Source organism: Ruminococcus sp. 1001136sp1 (assembly GCF_039841815.1).
Taxonomy (GTDB): domain Bacteria; phylum Bacillota; class Clostridia; order Lachnospirales; family Lachnospiraceae; genus Blautia_A; species Blautia_A faecis.
This window is the reverse complement of sequence record NZ_JBDPGY010000002.1, coordinates 1-16,685: the sequence shown is the minus strand read 5'-3', so window position 1 is coordinate 16,685 and position 16,685 is coordinate 1. Positions and strand designations below refer to the sequence as shown.

Annotated in this window: 17 protein-coding genes and 1 pseudogene; 2 read left to right on the top strand and 16 right to left on the bottom strand. The window is 39.0% G+C overall.

All coding sequences use genetic code 11. From position 1 onward, the window contains the following. Positions 1-117: 117 nt before the first annotated feature. The 11 genes from ABHC48_RS02025 to ABHC48_RS01975 all read right to left on the bottom strand — a co-directional run bounded on the left by ABHC48_RS02025 (position 118) and on the right by ABHC48_RS01975 (position 9,125). Positions 118-1,794, bottom strand: coding sequence for a recombinase family protein (locus ABHC48_RS02025; RefSeq protein ID WP_272067005.1), 1,677 nt, complete (start codon positions 1,792-1,794; stop codon positions 118-120). Then, positions 1,787-4,759, bottom strand: coding sequence for a DEAD/DEAH box helicase family protein (locus ABHC48_RS02020; RefSeq protein WP_195699958.1), 2,973 nt, complete (start codon positions 4,757-4,759; stop codon positions 1,787-1,789). Before ABHC48_RS02020 ends, ABHC48_RS02025 begins: the two co-directional genes overlap by 8 nt. A 740-nt stretch (positions 4,760-5,499) precedes the next feature. Further along, positions 5,500-5,676 (bottom strand): hypothetical protein, encoded by a 177-nt coding sequence (locus ABHC48_RS02015; RefSeq protein ID WP_195699959.1) that lies wholly within the window; start codon positions 5,674-5,676, stop codon positions 5,500-5,502. 77 nt (positions 5,677-5,753) lie between these two features. Next, positions 5,754-5,969: an HNH endonuclease gene (locus tag ABHC48_RS02010; RefSeq protein ID WP_195699960.1), complete on the bottom strand. Its 216-nt coding sequence runs from the start codon at positions 5,967-5,969 to the stop codon at positions 5,754-5,756. Position 5,970: 1 nt separating this feature from the next. After that, the gene (locus ABHC48_RS02005) at positions 5,971-6,174 is read right to left on the bottom strand and encodes a hypothetical protein (protein WP_195699961.1); all 204 of its coding nucleotides are present in this window, start codon (positions 6,172-6,174) and stop codon (positions 5,971-5,973) included. 12 nt (positions 6,175-6,186) lie between these two features. Further along, complete coding sequence (locus ABHC48_RS02000) at positions 6,187-6,402, bottom strand: hypothetical protein (protein ID WP_195699962.1); 216 nt, start codon at positions 6,400-6,402, stop codon at positions 6,187-6,189. A gap of 13 nt (positions 6,403-6,415) precedes the next feature. Continuing rightward, complete coding sequence (locus ABHC48_RS01995; RefSeq protein WP_195699963.1) at positions 6,416-6,697, bottom strand: hypothetical protein; 282 nt, start codon at positions 6,695-6,697, stop codon at positions 6,416-6,418. Between the two features lie 12 nt (positions 6,698-6,709). Continuing rightward, positions 6,710-7,072, bottom strand: coding sequence for a hypothetical protein (locus ABHC48_RS01990; protein ID WP_195699964.1), 363 nt, complete (start codon positions 7,070-7,072; stop codon positions 6,710-6,712). 186 nt (positions 7,073-7,258) lie between these two features. Continuing rightward, positions 7,259-7,402, bottom strand: a complete 144-nt coding sequence (locus tag ABHC48_RS01985) for a hypothetical protein (protein WP_195699965.1) — start codon at positions 7,400-7,402, stop codon at positions 7,259-7,261. 44 nt (positions 7,403-7,446) lie between these two features. After that, a complete protein-coding gene (locus tag ABHC48_RS01980; protein WP_195699966.1) occupies positions 7,447-8,130 on the bottom strand; it encodes a GTPase in 684 nt (227 codons plus the stop codon). Between the two features lie 11 nt (positions 8,131-8,141). Beyond that, complete coding sequence (locus tag ABHC48_RS01975; RefSeq protein ID WP_195699967.1) at positions 8,142-9,125, bottom strand: GTPase; 984 nt, start codon at positions 9,123-9,125, stop codon at positions 8,142-8,144. A 213-nt stretch (positions 9,126-9,338) separates the two neighbouring features. Here ABHC48_RS01975 and ABHC48_RS01970 point away from each other — a divergent pair, with 213 nt between their 5' ends. Then, complete coding sequence (locus ABHC48_RS01970) at positions 9,339-10,397, top strand: WYL domain-containing protein (RefSeq protein ID WP_195699968.1); 1,059 nt, start codon at positions 9,339-9,341, stop codon at positions 10,395-10,397. A gap of 31 nt (positions 10,398-10,428) precedes the next feature. On the opposite strand, the gene ABHC48_RS01965 is transcribed toward ABHC48_RS01970, so the two are convergent. The 5 genes from ABHC48_RS01965 to ABHC48_RS01945 form a co-directional block, all read right to left on the bottom strand. After that, positions 10,429-11,622 (bottom strand): recombinase family protein, encoded by a 1,194-nt coding sequence (locus ABHC48_RS01965; protein ID WP_195699969.1) that lies wholly within the window; start codon positions 11,620-11,622, stop codon positions 10,429-10,431. 4 nt (positions 11,623-11,626) lie between these two features. Further along, positions 11,627-13,039, bottom strand: coding sequence for a recombinase family protein (locus ABHC48_RS01960; protein WP_272067013.1), 1,413 nt, complete (start codon positions 13,037-13,039; stop codon positions 11,627-11,629). Continuing rightward, on the bottom strand, positions 12,940-13,731 hold the full coding sequence (locus ABHC48_RS01955; RefSeq protein ID WP_272067003.1) for an energy-coupling factor transporter transmembrane component T: 792 nt from the start codon (positions 13,729-13,731) through the stop codon (positions 12,940-12,942). Before ABHC48_RS01955 ends, ABHC48_RS01960 begins: the two co-directional genes overlap by 100 nt. A 122-nt stretch (positions 13,732-13,853) precedes the next feature. After that, a complete protein-coding gene (locus tag ABHC48_RS01950; protein WP_347505131.1) occupies positions 13,854-14,801 on the bottom strand; it encodes an AraC family transcriptional regulator in 948 nt (315 codons plus the stop codon). Between the two features lie 281 nt (positions 14,802-15,082). Next, entirely contained in the window at positions 15,083-16,495 is a 1,413-nt protein-coding gene (locus ABHC48_RS01945; RefSeq protein WP_195699972.1) for a relaxase/mobilization nuclease domain-containing protein, read from the bottom strand. On the opposite strand from ABHC48_RS01945, the pseudogene ABHC48_RS01940 reads away from it, so the two are divergent. Then, a pseudogene (locus ABHC48_RS01940) lies at positions 16,466-16,685 on the top strand (AAA family ATPase); the annotation flags it as partial. The gene ABHC48_RS01945 and the pseudogene ABHC48_RS01940 overlap by 30 nt on opposite strands.

The window sequence follows — 16,685 nt, the reverse complement described above, 5'->3', positions numbered from 1 at the left end:
CACAGATTTCGCGGTAGATATGTTTCCATATAAAACAACCGAGCTTTTTCAAGAGTTAGGCTTCTATTCCTAACTTCCGAAAAAGCCCGGAAATACGCCGCTTTCTGGCACTTGATTTTATTTTCTTGACATCAATACTACAGTCTCAACGGTACTTTCGTTGTCCCAACAAAGTTCCTGTGTCTCCCGGTCTCCGAAATACACCGGAAAACGGAACTTTATGTGCTTCAGAAATCTGCCATCTGGCTGCTCCTGCTCATAAATATCCACCTGTTCTACAAAACTGTTAAGAAATTCTTTCTTCTCCAGGTCGGTGAACTTATCATATAGTTTATCAAAATACAAAAGAAATTGATAGACGTTTTCTTCTGATATTTTCTGTTGCCGGATATTCAACAGGCGGTTCTTGACTTCCTCTATACTGTTCTCCACACCTTCAATCTCATCATACAAACGGTATAACCTTGTCTCCATATCCTGATATTTCTTCTCATAAAATTTATCCATGATATCCAGGCTATCCATCTGCTGTCCAAGTCTTCCTTTTGCTCCGGTCAGCTGCCTGTGCTGTTTTTCCAGTCTTTCAATCTCTTTTTCTATTTCTTCTGTATCTATTCTTGAACCGATTTTATTCAGAATTGCTTCTTCAAATTTAGGATTCTTCACCAGCTTCCGAATAACTTCTTCCACTGCATTGTTAATCTTCTCCTCACTCCATTGTTTACGATATCCACATTTATGACCATCTACCAGGCGACGATGTTTGCAGGCATAATAGAAATAATCCTTATATAAAGTTCCGTCTTTCTTTTTCTTTCGGTTCACGTTTCCATACATACCACTTCCACATAATGGGCATCTCAATATTCCGGATAAAATATGCTCATGATCGAGACTATGTGTCTTTTCATATTTCACACCTGTTTTTTCCCGTTTTTGATGTGCCAGCTCCCAGTCTGTTTCTGAAACAATCCCTTCATGGATACCATCGTGCAGCATATAATTTTCCTGCTTTACAATGCGGTATTCATTTCTTGTACCAGAAACTTTCTCGTTTTTCCTTCGTCCATAAGCCAGCTTTCCACAGTATACCGGATTATCCAGAACGCCCTTTATAAATGAAGCGGCAAATGCGTCCAGTGTATTATTCTGTCGTTTTTTCTTTTTGTATCCATGCTGGTTCAGCCATGCAGCAATCGCAGAGATTCCCATATTGGTATGAATAAATTTGTCATAGATCAGACGAATAATCTCTGCTTCGTCCTCTGCAATCTGCAATTCTCCATTTACTAATTCATAACCATACGGAGCAAATCCACCATTCCTTTTTCCTTCCCTGGCTTTCTGCTTACGTCCTTCCATTGTCTGAACAAGGATATTCTCTCGTTCGATCTCTGCCACCGCAGACAGAACAGAAATCATCAGCTTTCCACTATCTTTTGAGCTGTCAATTCCATCTTCTACACAGATCAGATTCACTCCAAAATCCTGCATCCTCTGCAAAGAATTTAAAACATCTGCCGCATTACGACCAAATCTGGAAAGCTTGAACACCAGTACAAACTGCACCTCATCTGTTCCATTCTCAATATTATCCAACATTCTCTGAAATTCCGGTCTGCCCTCTACGCTTTTTCCAGACTTACCTTCATCGGAATACTCATTTACGATTTCCATGTTCTGAAATTCCGCATATCTCTTGAGTTTTTCTTTCTGAGCATCCAGACTGTAGCCATCTACCTGCATGGTTGTGGATACTCTGGTATAGATATCACATTTTATCTTTTTATTCACTTTTCCTCCTCTCCTCAGAACATCCCAAAGCAATTTCCAACAATTCCGTTGCAACTTGTGAATTTCTGATACGCATTAAGTTATCCCAGACATCAGCTTTTCCAAGTAGATTCATCCCGCCATGCCATACTATTTCATCATCAATAACGGCAAAACATTCTTCTACTTCTGTTCTTGTTATCACATTTATTCCTACCAATTGCATTGCTCTGATTAATTCATAGCATACATCTGACTTTCCGTAAGTAATATCTTCCGGATCTGTTGTAATAACTGTGACCTTTACCCCTACTTCCTGTCTCTTCTTGACTAGTAATAAAAATCTGTCAATTTTATCCTGTCTGATATCCGGACTGGAAATTACCACCATTTTTTCTGACTCTACAATATCTTGCTCGAATTTTTCGGTATAATTTACAGAATCAAATATTGCATTTATTATTTGTTTAGGTTGCAACTCTTGCGTCCAGATTGAAAATCCCATTTTCCTATATGTTCTCAATCTTTTTGCATACATTTTATCAAAATAACGCACATGCGAATCGATATAATCATACACATAAACGGCTTCTTTTCCGACATAATCTCTGTTTAATCTACCTACATACTGTTCCAGGCGTCCTTCAAAAGATACAGGTGCTGCAAGCATTAATACATCCAGTCTTGGGAAATCAAACCCTTCTCCTATTTTCTGACCAGTTGCCACCAAAATAAGCGATTCATTTTCAGGTATCTGCTTTAATTTTACTCTTATTTCAGCATTTTCCTTATCCGAATTATCCCCATACAGAAGGAATATATGATCTGCTTTTTCCTTTAAGGCATCATGTAAAAATTTTGCATGTTCCTTAAATCTTGTCAAAATTACAGGAGTTTGTTTTCTTGCAACACAAGTTATAACATCATCTATGATCATTTCATTGCGCACCTTACTGGTACTAATCAAATTATATGCTTTATTAATATTATCCTTGCTTTCTGCAGTATCAACTACTCTTGTGTATCTTGGGACAAAATAATGTCCAATCCCCTGTTCCTTAGCCCTCTCCAATGCAGTAAATCTATGTCTCAAAGGTCCTAACAGCATATAGATGATCCGATCAAGACTGTCACCACGTTTAGGTGTAGCAGAAACACCATATACGTATTTTGCATTTATTTTCTGCAATAATTCCATAGATGTGTTAGAAGCTGCGTGATGACATTCATCCATAATTACCATTCCGTAAGAATTAATCCGTTCATTAAATTTTCCTCTGCTGTACATTGAACCAACCATTGCAACATCTATAATCCCTGTCAATGTATTTTTATTTCCGTGCAAAACGCCTATCACACTATTTCTTTTTTTCTTTCTTCCTGTTTTTGTTTCATATTCCGGTGGTTCTTCTCTTATCTCTAAGAAATGATTCAATTCATCAACCCACTGATTAAGCAAATCTTTACTTTGCAGCAAAATGAGCGTATTTACTTTTCGCTCTGCAATAAGGTAACTACATACTACAGTCTTTCCAAATGCAGTTGCCGCACTCAAAACCCCATCTGAATGTGATAATAATTTTTCTGCTGCTAATTCCTGTTGCATTCGCAAATCACCTTTAAAAGATACTCTGATAGGTTGTCCTGTTTCTCTTTGATCTGAAACATCAACTGAAATGCCTGCTTTTTCACATTCCTGTATAATATTTTCCCGCAGTCCTCTCGGAATCTGTATATATCCATCTATATCCTTACCTAAATATACAGCACTGAAATTATAATAATTAGAATATCCCAGCCTTTTATTTTTGTAAAATTCCGGATTATCAAATGCCGCCAAACTACGGACCTGATTTTGTATTCTTGGCATAAGATTCAGAGTATCAATATAAACTCCATTGCCCAATACCATATGAAGCTTGCCCACAACATCTGACTTACAAAACTCACATTTCTTCTTCCATGGTTTCGGTCTGACATTCTTCTCAATATTAGTAAGCGTTCCTCTGACTTCTGCTAATTCTCCCTGCCATTTTGCCATGCATTGTTCAACATCTTCTATTCCCAGCTTTTTTGTTTTATTGAAAAGAGCATCCCATTGATCAGGATATGCATTCCAATTTTCATCTACAAAAGCACTATTTCCATTTTTAAGTGCCTGCCCCTGTAATGGCAATGCAATCAAATTACCTATGCTGCTTGCCACATCCTGCGAAGGATACATTCTATCATAATAATGAAAAGATTTCAGATTGATGGAAGTTGAACCCTTGTCTAACAGGAGAAATCCAAAATTCCTTGCTGTTGCCGCAGGTATTGCCTTTTTAAAGAAAATCCATACATGGGCACCTTTTCCAGATCGAGATCTCTCAACTAAAGGTCTGATACCATTAAGCTCACACATTTTTCTAAGCGCATCCACTTCTTTATGCCACTCATTATCCGTATTTGCAAAGTCCGTAACCTCTGCTCCTTTTTCGTGATTATCAAAATCAAATACAATAAATCTGCATGTTCCATTTGGCAGTAAAGGATATACACCTATTACATCTGATCCATCTTCTTTTGTGCCTAACAAATGAGCAATTATTTTTTTTACATCCAGACTTATCCATTTGGTATTTTCACATTCATCACAAAATACCTTCTCTTTACGTTGTTTAGGACAAAGCCGGTCATTCCAACGATTTGCACATTGTGGAAAATAACCCCCGTTCTTTCCCCGTCTGGCATATACATCTTCTCTTCCCCAAAACATCGAAAAGAAACGTATTGCCATTTTCTCTGTAATATATGGCGGATTTACAATACGACTCCCTTGATCCAGGTCATATTCTTCTGCACTTTCTATTTTTTCTTCAAAAGGATTCACCTCTTCATATGAAATGCCTGCTTTCTTCAATTTATCTTTTAATATCTTGTTCTCATATTCAAGCAACCTAACCATTTTTCTCAATGAATCAGCATCATATGCTTCTATGTTCAAACCTTCCACCTACAATTCTTATTATCTCGTAACATAACTTCCATTCAATGTCCCAACTTAATTTTAGTACTTGTTCCAACTATTTTCAATACTTATTTTCCGTATTGACGCATTTCTTCGCCAATCGTATAATTAATACACAAAAAAAGCCACAAAAACTGAGAGGTGTCCGTATGGCTACTTCAAGTATTACTCATAATTTTGTCATATCCAATCCAAATAGCGTAAAACGTTTTGTCGCAGCAATTGACGAAGCCGACCGTGACTGAACACCAAAGCAGACACTTCCCGGACGTCAGTAAACGAACCCACAGGAAATCTTAGCGTTAATGTCAAAATGAAAAAACAAACTCTTAAATATTAAAATTTTTCAATAAAAAATCCTCTAAGACAATAGGTATTTCACTATCTCTTAGAGGATTTTTCTTCAAAACTTGTTCCTGTCTTTTATTCCCTTTTCATCACTGATCCAGGAAACCTGGTCGCTAAAAAAAGAAATTTTTTCAATATTATTTACTATTGTTTCCGATACTTCTCCCCACGGAAGATCTAATTCTGTACCATGTACATCAATCAAATTATTCAAAGCATTTATTTTCATATCAACCGAGGTATGCATACTAGTAATCACAAGAATGGACAGTTCTGCAGGTGAAAAAAAGTTTCTCTGTTAAAATCTCGAATATCCTTTGAGTCAATAAAATCTATATAATCCATTACCATGAAAATCGTCCTTTCTGTTATTTTCTTTTGGTCCCACCAAGAATTCTTCCAATTGCTCTCAACTTAGCTTTAGTTCTACATTTCTCACACAACCCCATGTCCATATGATCTTGTGGAGTCATAATAATACCACCGCTTTCCCAGCGATACATCTTTTTACATTCACGGCATATTTTCATCTCGATTCTTCGCATAATAAACACCTCTTTCTAATCAAAAACAATCTCGCAAATCCACAAACAACACCGGTTATGAACTTCCGACATTGCTTTTAAATTTTGAGAATATCGATATTTCCTCTATGTACCTGCTTATGACACTTCTGACATAAAGTTACAATATTATCTACACTTGCAGCTCCTCCATACTGATAATTCATAATATGATGCCCTTCTACATGATCTGTGGAGCCACAAATCTGGCAAGTATACAAATCTCTCTCTTTACCTTTTCTCTGTACAACCTGATGCTCTCTTTCTCTAGCCATATCATCCCTTCCTTTCTAACTGCTTTCGTTTACCGGACTGAAGCAATCCTCCAACATTGCTCTTCTTTCCGCAGGCTATGGTTCCTCTCCCATTAGGTGCATACTTTCTCTTGACTTTCATAATTTCTTTTGTCATTTGTGCAGCCTGCTCGTTCGTTAAATCTCCAATAACCACAACAACGGCATTATCTTTGGTTCCCGCCATAAACATCACCTCCTAGAAATTTGTTATCTGGACTCCATTTTCATTCTCAAATGTCACGGTATTATCACCATATCCTATAGTTACTATGTTCTCAAAATCTACTCGCCAACTGTCTCCATCTTTTAAAATCGGAATAATATCTACATCACCTTTCTTTCTCTTAATTGCCACAAAATCACTGGTTACATTTAATACTTCATCACCTTTTTTTAATAATCCCAATACCATAACGAGTACCTCCTTAGTCTGATGTTACTAGGCTCTTGCCTGCCTCTGCTATTCCCACATTTAACACTGTAGTGGTTCCACCTGCTGCAATGGTTCCTAATGTAGTTGCTGTTGCCGCTTCAATACCAATCGTGGTTGCTGCTCCGGCTGCTGCGTTCCCGCTAACCCTCCGATGGTTGCAGTTCCTGCTGCTACTGTTGCTCCAATTGTGCCTGCTGATGCGATAACTCCTCCTGTAACTGCTGCTGCGGTTTCTGCGACGACCGCCAACGCTGGTAATAAAAACAACATACAAATTCCTCCTTTACTATGCACAAGCACTCTGACTTGCAAACTCATTTGCCATAATCCAACCAATGGCCTCTGTTATCGTAGCTGCTGTAGTTGCGTTAATAATATTTCCCACGCCTGGGATCCAACCAACAAGTACTTGAGATGCTGTACGACCAACAGTCGCTGCTGCCGCACTGGCCACCGCCGCTTTAGCTGCGCTCTGATCTAACGTGATTCCAAATACCTTTCCCAATGACACTGCCATGGTTAACTGGATTGGAGTAATGATTAGGTTGTCGCTTGCTGGCACCTGAGCCAAGCCTCCACCTACGGCTGCAGCAGCCGCACTAGCTGAATGAATGATTCCGTTACATAAACCTTTTTCTCTACTTGTCATAATAGTTTCCTCCTTAAAAATAAGAATAATGTTAATTGGTAATGTCGTGTTTTCGCATCGAACAATTATAATATAGCATCAGTATAAGTAACTTACAAGAGTTATATAAACCCGCATTTCTGTTATCTATTTACATACTTATCACCTCATTTTCTTATTATTTGTTACCTAGTAAGTAACATTTTATCAAAATCCACCATATCTCCATATTTCGCTTTCACTTACATTAAACATACTTGCTGCACTTGCAATAGCCTGTGGCTTGCTCATGCCTCCTGCAATCAACTCCAAAATCTTAGCAATAATAATTACCCAATCCCATACTGACATAATCAATTCCTCCTCGTATAATGAAACAAACAATTAACAACTACTTATGCCACCAATTTTCTCCTTTCTCTCGGCATATTATCTATTACCATATCTAATAACTTTTCAACGTTGTATCCCCTTTCGGCAGAATAATAAACAGGTCTTGACACCCTTGTTCCGGTAGCTTCGGCAAGTCTGCTTCGAACAGAGTTCGCCTTATCCTCTAAAAAATCTAACAAAACACTATCCGGACAATTTAGATTCTCATCCCAATGTCTTCCTTTCATCGCCATATCTGCCTGATTAATAGCAACTAAAACTCTGTCAATCTGAAAATTTGGTGCAACCACCTCATTCAGCAAACGGTATATTGTTCCCATATCTCTACCCGAACCATCAAGTATCACGAGCACGGTATCAATCAACCCATATCTGTTATCATCCAGATAATAATCTTTGTACAATAAGTCAACTAAATCCCTTGAGTATCTTCTGTCACTCTCTACATTATCACCTAGCCCAGGACTATCCCAAAATCGTAAGAGTTCATTTAATTCCATTGAACCAATATGCATGGTCTCAGGATCACAATTTCTTCCTACTTTTGTCACCTCCTTTTCAAACAGTGCATTAATGGTAGAGGACTTGCCAGCCCCCGTACCACCAACCACAAGTACATCCAAAGGTCTAAATCTTGCCACTCTTAAATTTCTATCTATATCATCTACTCTATATAATCTATTCATAATGAACCTCCTTATCCAAACAAGCCACCGATAAAACCAATAACACCACCAACAACAGTTCCAATGCCACGGCCAATAGTCTCTCCAATGCTGCCAAATATACCGCCAATAGCACCACCAATGTCTGCTCCCTTAGAAGCGCCCTCTGTGATGGATTCAAAGATACTCTTTCTGGTTTCCTCACCATAATCAAGCAATTCATCGTCATCCTTCCACATTTCTGCGTCCTCATTAATATTGTTTGCATATACCACTCTTTTCTCGGAAGGCGTAGCCTTAACGATGTAATACAAGAGTTTTGATAAATTGTACGGTCTACCTTGCTCTCCTCCTTCTTCCTTGTATCCCGCACTGTAATATATTGGCTCGATTCTAACGCCTGTTGCCTCGTATATTCTGTCTCTTACCGATCGAACCTTGTCCTCCAAGAAGTTCACCAGTTGCTGGTTTGGCTCATTCTTATCGTAATCCCAATTGCGTCCTTTCATCGCCATATCTGCCTGATTGATAGCCACCAAAATTCTGTTTTCCTTTCCCTTGCCAAGGTTAGGAATAATAACACTGTTAATGAGTTCATATGAAGTTCCTAAATCTCTGGTGCCGCCATCAAGGATAACCAAAAACAAATCAATAAGTGCATCTCCATTCTCATCTACTTCTGAAAGCTTCTTAATAATATTCTTGGCGTGTCTATTATCTGCCTTCTTACCATCGCCAAGTCCTGGAGTATCCCACAATACTAGGTTGTCTAATTCATACTTCTCAATTTCCATTGTTTCAGGGTCAACGCCAACTCCAACCTTGACAACCTCGGTGTCAAACATTGCATTGATAGTAGAACTCTTGCCGCAGCCAGTAGCTCCCGTAATCATAATGTTCACCTTCTGATCCTTAAGTCTCATAACATTCTTTAACATCTTGTTCTTGTCTTCTTCGCTAATGTTAGCATTCATAATGTCGTTCTGCATTGCTTCATAAATACTTTCTTTTCTCATAATAAATTCCTCCATAAAATTAAATTGATAAAATTGTTTAGTGTTCTTAATTCGATTGTTCAACTGAGCTTGTCTATAATATACTCCCTTGTATAGGTAACCACCAGTGAACAGTTTCAATTCATCTATGTTCTGTATTCAATATTTTTATTGTAATATTCTTTATTTTGTGTTACCTTTATCGTAACAATATAGTGAAAAGAGGTGTTTTTTATGGGATTTATTGATGAAAATGATTATCCATTAATCAACGAAGAACAAAAAATACGAATTGCCTTAAGCGATAGAGCAAAGCTTACCATGGCAGAAGATATGGATGTATTTGGGACTCCTAAGGCAGCAACCTTTATAAATACCGTTTTTAACAACTTCAAGTCTGAGGCTAGATCTTCTATATCTTTATATTTACAACAAAGAGAACTTGAACTAGATAGATTATTTACCGGAGCAAAGCTTGATGCCATTAGTAAAAAAATAGCAATAGATCAAATTTTAACAGTAGAAAAAAAAGAGATACAGTCAAAAATAGCAGAATATAGTAATTCAAAAGGCGAAAGTAAGTTGTATCATATCAATGACAACAATGTTGAATATCTTCTTGAAGACTGTGATGAGGAGCAATACTACGGACGTCCTGGTTTATATATTCGTTCTGTTATTGAAGAGTATTGTTCTCTTCCTTTTATAAAAAGAGAACGTATATACAGAAAAGATATATATGAGACCATAGAAAAAGCATGCTCTGAAAAGAGGATTTTGAAGATAAAAGCAAATTACTATGGTAAAGACCAACTCTTCTATGTATATCCATATAAGATTGTTCCAGATCCATTCCACACTCAAGCATACCTTGTATGTTATTCGAGAAAAGCAGAAGATGAAGAAAAAGATAAAATTGTAGCATCTTTCTCAATGGCTAGAATTAGTTCACCAACTATGCTTACTAAGGCTTTCCATCTCAACAAGCAGGAAATCGCTAATATCGATTCACAGATAGCAAATTACTCCCCTGCATACCTCATTGGAAAGCCAGAGCAAATAAGTGTCAGATTAACAAAAAAAGGAAAGCAATCCTACCAATCAAGACTTTATTCGCGTCCTGAAAAAATAGAATCACTTTCCAACGATGATATTTACGTTTTTGACTGCACACAACAGCAGATATTTAATTATTTCTTCTCATTCGGTGCTGACGCAGAAATTATCAGCCCTGAGTATTTAAGAAACCGTTTTAAGAATGCACACGAAAAAGCTCTTAGTAAATATCAATAGTTCACAATGCCTAGTTCAATTTTACATTGGGCTAGGCTAGTTCAATCTGTAATGTGTTTTGAGTCTCATTTACCAATGTAATTGTAACATTATAATCATTTCCAACATGAGTACTTATAGGAGTTCCAGGATACTTTTGAAGCCACTTATTCTTACCAACAGTGCAATTATAATTTTTACCATCTAAAGATATGAATCCTTTTATACCCTTATTGTTTTGCTCTGCTGCAGTCATCACGCAATTTCTTCCTTGTAACTCAGCGCTAACATTATCAAATGACATAGCATAATATCGTCTTCTAACATTTGACTTCTTGATATTTTCTTCTTTCTTTAATTCTGTTGCAACATCCACGCATGCATTTGTTTTTGATAACAATTTAATAATTGAATCACAATGCTCATTAACACTTGCTTTGGCTTCTGTTGACAAAAATTCTTCATGACCATGAGCCATAGGGTTTCTGGCACTTGCGCACAATCTTAGTTTATATTCCCACTTATCCCATGAGTCGTTATTAAAGAATTGACTAAACCATTCCTCCCAGTAAAACTGAATAATGCTAACAGCAACATCCATACTGCATACGTCAAGCATGTCAACATCACATTTGTACTCATTCATAGAATCAGCTATAAACTTATCATATGTGTCTAATGTTCCTGATGCACCTATTTTTTCAAAAATATCAATCCACATATCATAGTCAATTAATTCAAGACTATAATTTTTCATTATCTGTTTTCTGACCATTGACTTTAGTTTCTTTTCTAATCCTAGGATGGCTGTCCATGTATCAATATTCAGTGGCATTCTTCTAAGAGCATTGGTAAAATGCTGGGAAATAGAATAATACATTTCGTCTTCTGAATACAAATAACCCATTACAAAATTATAACAGGCTGGCTCTTTTGTGGCCACCTTTATTCTGTCTGTTCGTTTCAATTTTACTGCTCGTCTTTGTTTTTCTTCGGAAGCTTTATTAAATACTTCTTCATCCAAAATCTTTGGATAAAAGCCTGTTCCAAGATACTTTTTATTAGTGATAATTCTTGAAACCCCACCGTGAAACAAATCAAGTCCAAGTGTATCTGCTATACCCTGAAGCCCCATGCCGGATAAATATAATTCATATATTTTCTCAACATTTTTTGCCTCATCCTCATGTATAACAGCCGCACCATCTTTTATTCTATAGCCATATGGAACATGTCCTGGTCTCATGCCATCACAACCTTTCTGTTAATACTAAACCGCATCGCAAATTAAACTGTATTTCATCTCTTGAAAGAACTTTAATAGTATCTACATGGTCATCAAAAAGTTCCTCACTATATTCGGCGATTTCCTTATTTTTCTTAAGAAATGCTATCAGTTTCTGTGCCTGCTCAATCATGTCGTAGCTTTCAGTGTCCACCCTTAAAATCATATTTCTCTGCGTGGCCAGATTATCATAATCCTGCACCAAAGCATTTATACTTTTAAGATACACAGGCCTATCGAGATAACCCTGGTTGAGCAAAGTGCCAAGGGTAGTTCTCTGCTCCATGTTCTGTTCCATAGCAGATTCCAATTCTGATATCCTATCCCCGTTATCCGCCATAGCCATCTTCCTTAATTCCTTTTCAAAAGGAACTAAAATCTTGTCGAAGGCAAATGCCAGCTTATTCATCATCAGCACAAATGCATCCTTGAAGGCATCGTCTGCAATGTACTTAATGGTGCAGGAATTAACATCATCAAGCCTTCCGGCGCAAGTCCATGCGATATAATTACCACTTGGTTTGTAATGCTGTCTGCGTTTAAAATGCCTGCCACAGCACCCACATACAATTCTTGCTGAAAAAGCATATCTGTTCTGGTATTTGGAAGTGTCTTCTCCATTGCCCTTCTCTCTACCCCTTTGGTAAAGTAACTCATTTGCTTTTTCAAACATCTCATGACTGATAATAGCTTCATGGTGATTTTCACAGAAAAATTGATCATAATCACCATTATTTCTGTGTCTTTTGAATCCATCATCCGTAAATGTTTTCTGAAAAATAACATCACCTGTATATTTCTCATTTTTTATAATTCCGTTGATGGTATTTGCATTCCACTTAGGGCCTTTTCTGGTATGAATACCAAGGTCATTTAATTCTTCGGCAATCCTGTGCGTACTTTTTCCATCAAGCAAATCTGCAAATATCTTTTTGATGGTTTCAGCTTCTTCCGGCACAATAACCATTTCACCATCCACATTGGCATATCCATAGGGCGGATACGAAATTACATAAGTACCATCCTGAAAGCGTTTCTTGATGCTCCATTTAGTGTTTTCCGAAATGGATACCGATTCTTCCTCTGCCATAGAAGCAAGAATGGAAAGCATAAGTTCACTATCCATCGAACTGGTATCAATCTTTTCTTTTTCAAAAATAATGGTTACACCGATATTACCCATTTTTCTGACAATGGCAAGGCAGTCCGTGGTATTTCTGCAAAACCTACTGATTGATTTTGTAAGCACAATATCAATCAATCCTTTGTCGCAATCATCTACCAACCTTTTAAGTCCATCTCTCTTGCGCATGGATGTACCGGATATACCTTCATCAAAATATAACCCGGCATATTTCCACTCGTCATTGGAGCGTATGTAAGATTCATAATGCTCTTTTTGTGTTTCAAGGTTAAGAAGCACAGTACCATCCAATCTTTAGCATGGACTTTTAACTGAATGAACGAAGTTCGTTGTGCCGGATTATCAATGCCTCGTGTCACCACAGAAGCAGATAATTCTTCTGCAATCGAGGCAGAGCGCATCACGATGGGGATAGTGATTGCCTCCAGAATGAGCATGGGGCGCGTGAATACATTTTTCCACGAAAGGGCGATGCCTCTTAACTTCATCGCGTCATAAATGTTGTGAATCTCCTCACTGAAAGTAGGGAAAAAGCGTAGCACCATAGCGAATGTAATGGTAATGCTCCGAGGAATTTTTAGCGAGTACATAGCCGCAATCAATTCGCTGACTTTCGTTGTAGCGATAAAGGTTGAGGCAAAGAGTACCACGGGTATCATCACCCGGATAAACAATGTGAAGATCAACAAAATAGTTTCGATGGCTTGGGGGAGGTAGATACAAAGCTGCTGTATAGCCGCAATCACCACATAAAAGACGATATATTTCAACACGATCTTTTTCTTTCCCATCAGGCACGAGAGGATGCAGATAAAGGAAAAACATACGCTGCCAAGGACAAAATCTTTCAAGCCGAACACCATGAAGTTGATGAGCAAAAACAGAAGCAACTTGATTCGAGTATCTATGGCAAGCAGGGAGACCACCTCCTAAATAAAAAGCTGATGGGTTAGCATAAACCAACCGCACCAGCTCATTATATCTGCCTGCGCAATTTTTTCTGCTCCATTCCTTTGAGATGACGCAGAAAACAGCCCATTCTTCCTATTTATTTTTTTCGATAGTCCTTTGGCAACATCCCATAGACAGATTGAAAAGCCTTTGCGAACTTACTTGCGTTACTATATCCAAGTTCCAAAGCTATATCCACGATTTTCATTTTATTTTCCGAAAGCCACTGAGCTGCTAAATTCATTTTGTATTTTTTGAGATAGGCATACGGCGTGTCTCCATAGATATGGGAAAAAACCAAATGAAAAACAGATAGGTTCAAATGCGCTTCTTTTGCCATCTGCTCCAAAGACACTTTTTCGTCCAAGTGAGAAACAAGATATTCCCGGATTGCTTTTGTAGACTGTATTTGTTTCTTATCAAAATACTTCAAGTCGCACCCGTTAATCTGCGTTAGCTGATCCATGTGGTACAGGAGTTCAATAGCCTTAATTTTGAAATAGCCGATTGGCTCCGTCTCAGCGGCAGAATATAATTCTGAAAACAGATGCTTCAACTGCGCTGGGGTATCACTGACATACCACCGTATTTCAAGTCCCAGCGTTGTTCCTATTTTATCAAGGTCAATAGGGATTGTCTGCATCATCCGGCGTGTTCCATCTGAAAGCGCCTGACGGTCAATGACGAGGCTGACGCCGTAATATTTTCCCAAAGGGAAAGAAAAGGAAACCGGCAAATGCTCTGTTTCCGCAACGCTAAAATAGCCCTCTGGCAAATACGATACAGTGTGGTTAGCAAATTCACATTCATACCGGCCGGTCTGGCAGTGCGTGATCTGAATAATATCTGGATTAAACTTTTGAGCTTTCATAGCCCCATCCGTCTCAAAATCGAGGAAACAAAGCTGTATCCCCTCAAATAGGTTATAGTTTTTCACGATACCACGGCCATTGCAGCCATAATCAACGACTACACAATCATCTCTCTGCGATAACACTTTGGCCTGCATACCGTACCAGTCTTGATTAAAGTTTGGTTTGTCCACACACATCCCTCCAATCGGTTAGTTTTGACTTACTGATTTTATAATAACACACGCCTGAACGAAATTCAAGAAAATAGCCCGTTCATGTTTTTACGAGTCCAGATTCGGGATAATACTGGCAAGCAATGCCTGTGTTAATACACACAGGCCCGCAGAGAAGAAAATCCCTTTGTGATTTTCCTCTCCGCTTGCTTGTTAAGGGCAGCGCCCCCAAGCCCCTTTGAACACAGAATTTCATTCTGTGGCTGCGCGTTCTGCGAACGCTTTTGACCAGGACCAGCTTACCGCTGGCCGTGGTCTTTTTCTTTTTCAACATCCTGTTCTACCTCCATTTTCAGCACCCGATCCACATTGGCCTTTGCCGTTAAAAGCTCCCGCATTTCCTCACGGGAACGCCGATACTCGGCATAGGTCTTTTTCTTTTCTTCCAGCAATTTTGCGTACTCTGTCTGCAACTCTTTGACCTTGGGCAGCTTCTTGACGCCCATCTCATCAAAGGCATTCTTAGCAGCCTGGTGGAGCAGAATTTCTTCCTCGTGTTCCTCCCGGAATTTCTTAGAATAACCTGCCTTGCGGTATGCCACATAGGTCTCGCGGGTCTTGGCATAATTTACGATGTGAGTACGCAGAACAGCAATCTCTGCCATGCGCTTTTCAGCCGCTTTGATCTGCGCCGAAAGATCATTGTGATGTGCCGTGGCAGCCGTAGCCTTTTCTTCCAAAACCGCATACTCCAGTAGATTGTTCTCTGACAGGTAATTCATGGTCTGCGCCATTTGTTTCAGATTAAAAACTTTAGCCCATCGAGCATAGCCAGCACCTTTTCCAGCCTGCAATTTTGCCTGAATGTCCACCAGCAGATTGACCTTCGGCGGCTCTGCCTGTGTGACTGTTTTCTTTCGCGGGGTATGTGCTTTCTTCCCTAAGAGAACTGCCCGCAAATCTTCCAATCCATATCCTTCGCCCAAACTGTCCATGCGGGCGGCTTTCTCCCAACCAGAGAGCTTCAGTCGATACGATTTTCCGCGCTTTGAGACTTCACACCCATACTCTTGCAACAGCTTCAGCAGTTCTTCAAAGTCAGCAGGACTTTGTGATAATGCGTTGTCAATCGCCACACGAAACAGCTCTCGGTGAGAGGGCTTTGCCTGATTGCCCAGCCATTTGTTATAGCTCTTTCCGTGAAGTTTCGGATTCTCTACAATGGACAGTCCATTCTCAATACAGGTGGTGTCACTTAGCCGACGAACCGCCTTGGTGCTGCCCCAAAAATTGCGGAACTTCCGGTCATATTCTAAGCTGACCGATGACCAGATAATGTGATTATGAACGTGGGCTTTTTCTATATGAGTGCAGACCACAAAGGCATGATTGCCTTTAGTAAAACGCTTTGCAAATTCTACGCCCAGCCGGTTTGCTTCTTCCGGGGTAATCTCACCAGGGCGGAAGGACTGGCGCACATGATAGGCAATCACATCATCTGCGCCACGCACTCGTCCGGTAGCGGCAATGTACTGCCGCTTTGCCAGAAGGAACTCCGCATCCGCAGTCCGGCTGTCACACGCATAGCCGGTAATGAGCCTGCCGTTATCTGTTTTCTTTGGATTGGCCACATAGTCGATGATATCACTGATCGCCCGACTCTCTGTGCGGCCTTTGCCGACATGAAGCGGCACGATTCTTGTAGTTGCCATAAAAAACTCTCCTCTCAAAATATTTTCTCTGAACTCTTTGTGCCTATCGTTGAAATAAACTCTCCTTATGGGTATAATATAAAGAAACTACCAATACCTCAAAGGAGGGATTTTATGATAGAACAGCTCATTGCTGAAGCAACCGAATGTGATTTCAAAGTTGCACTTGAAATAAAGAAACCCAAAAGCT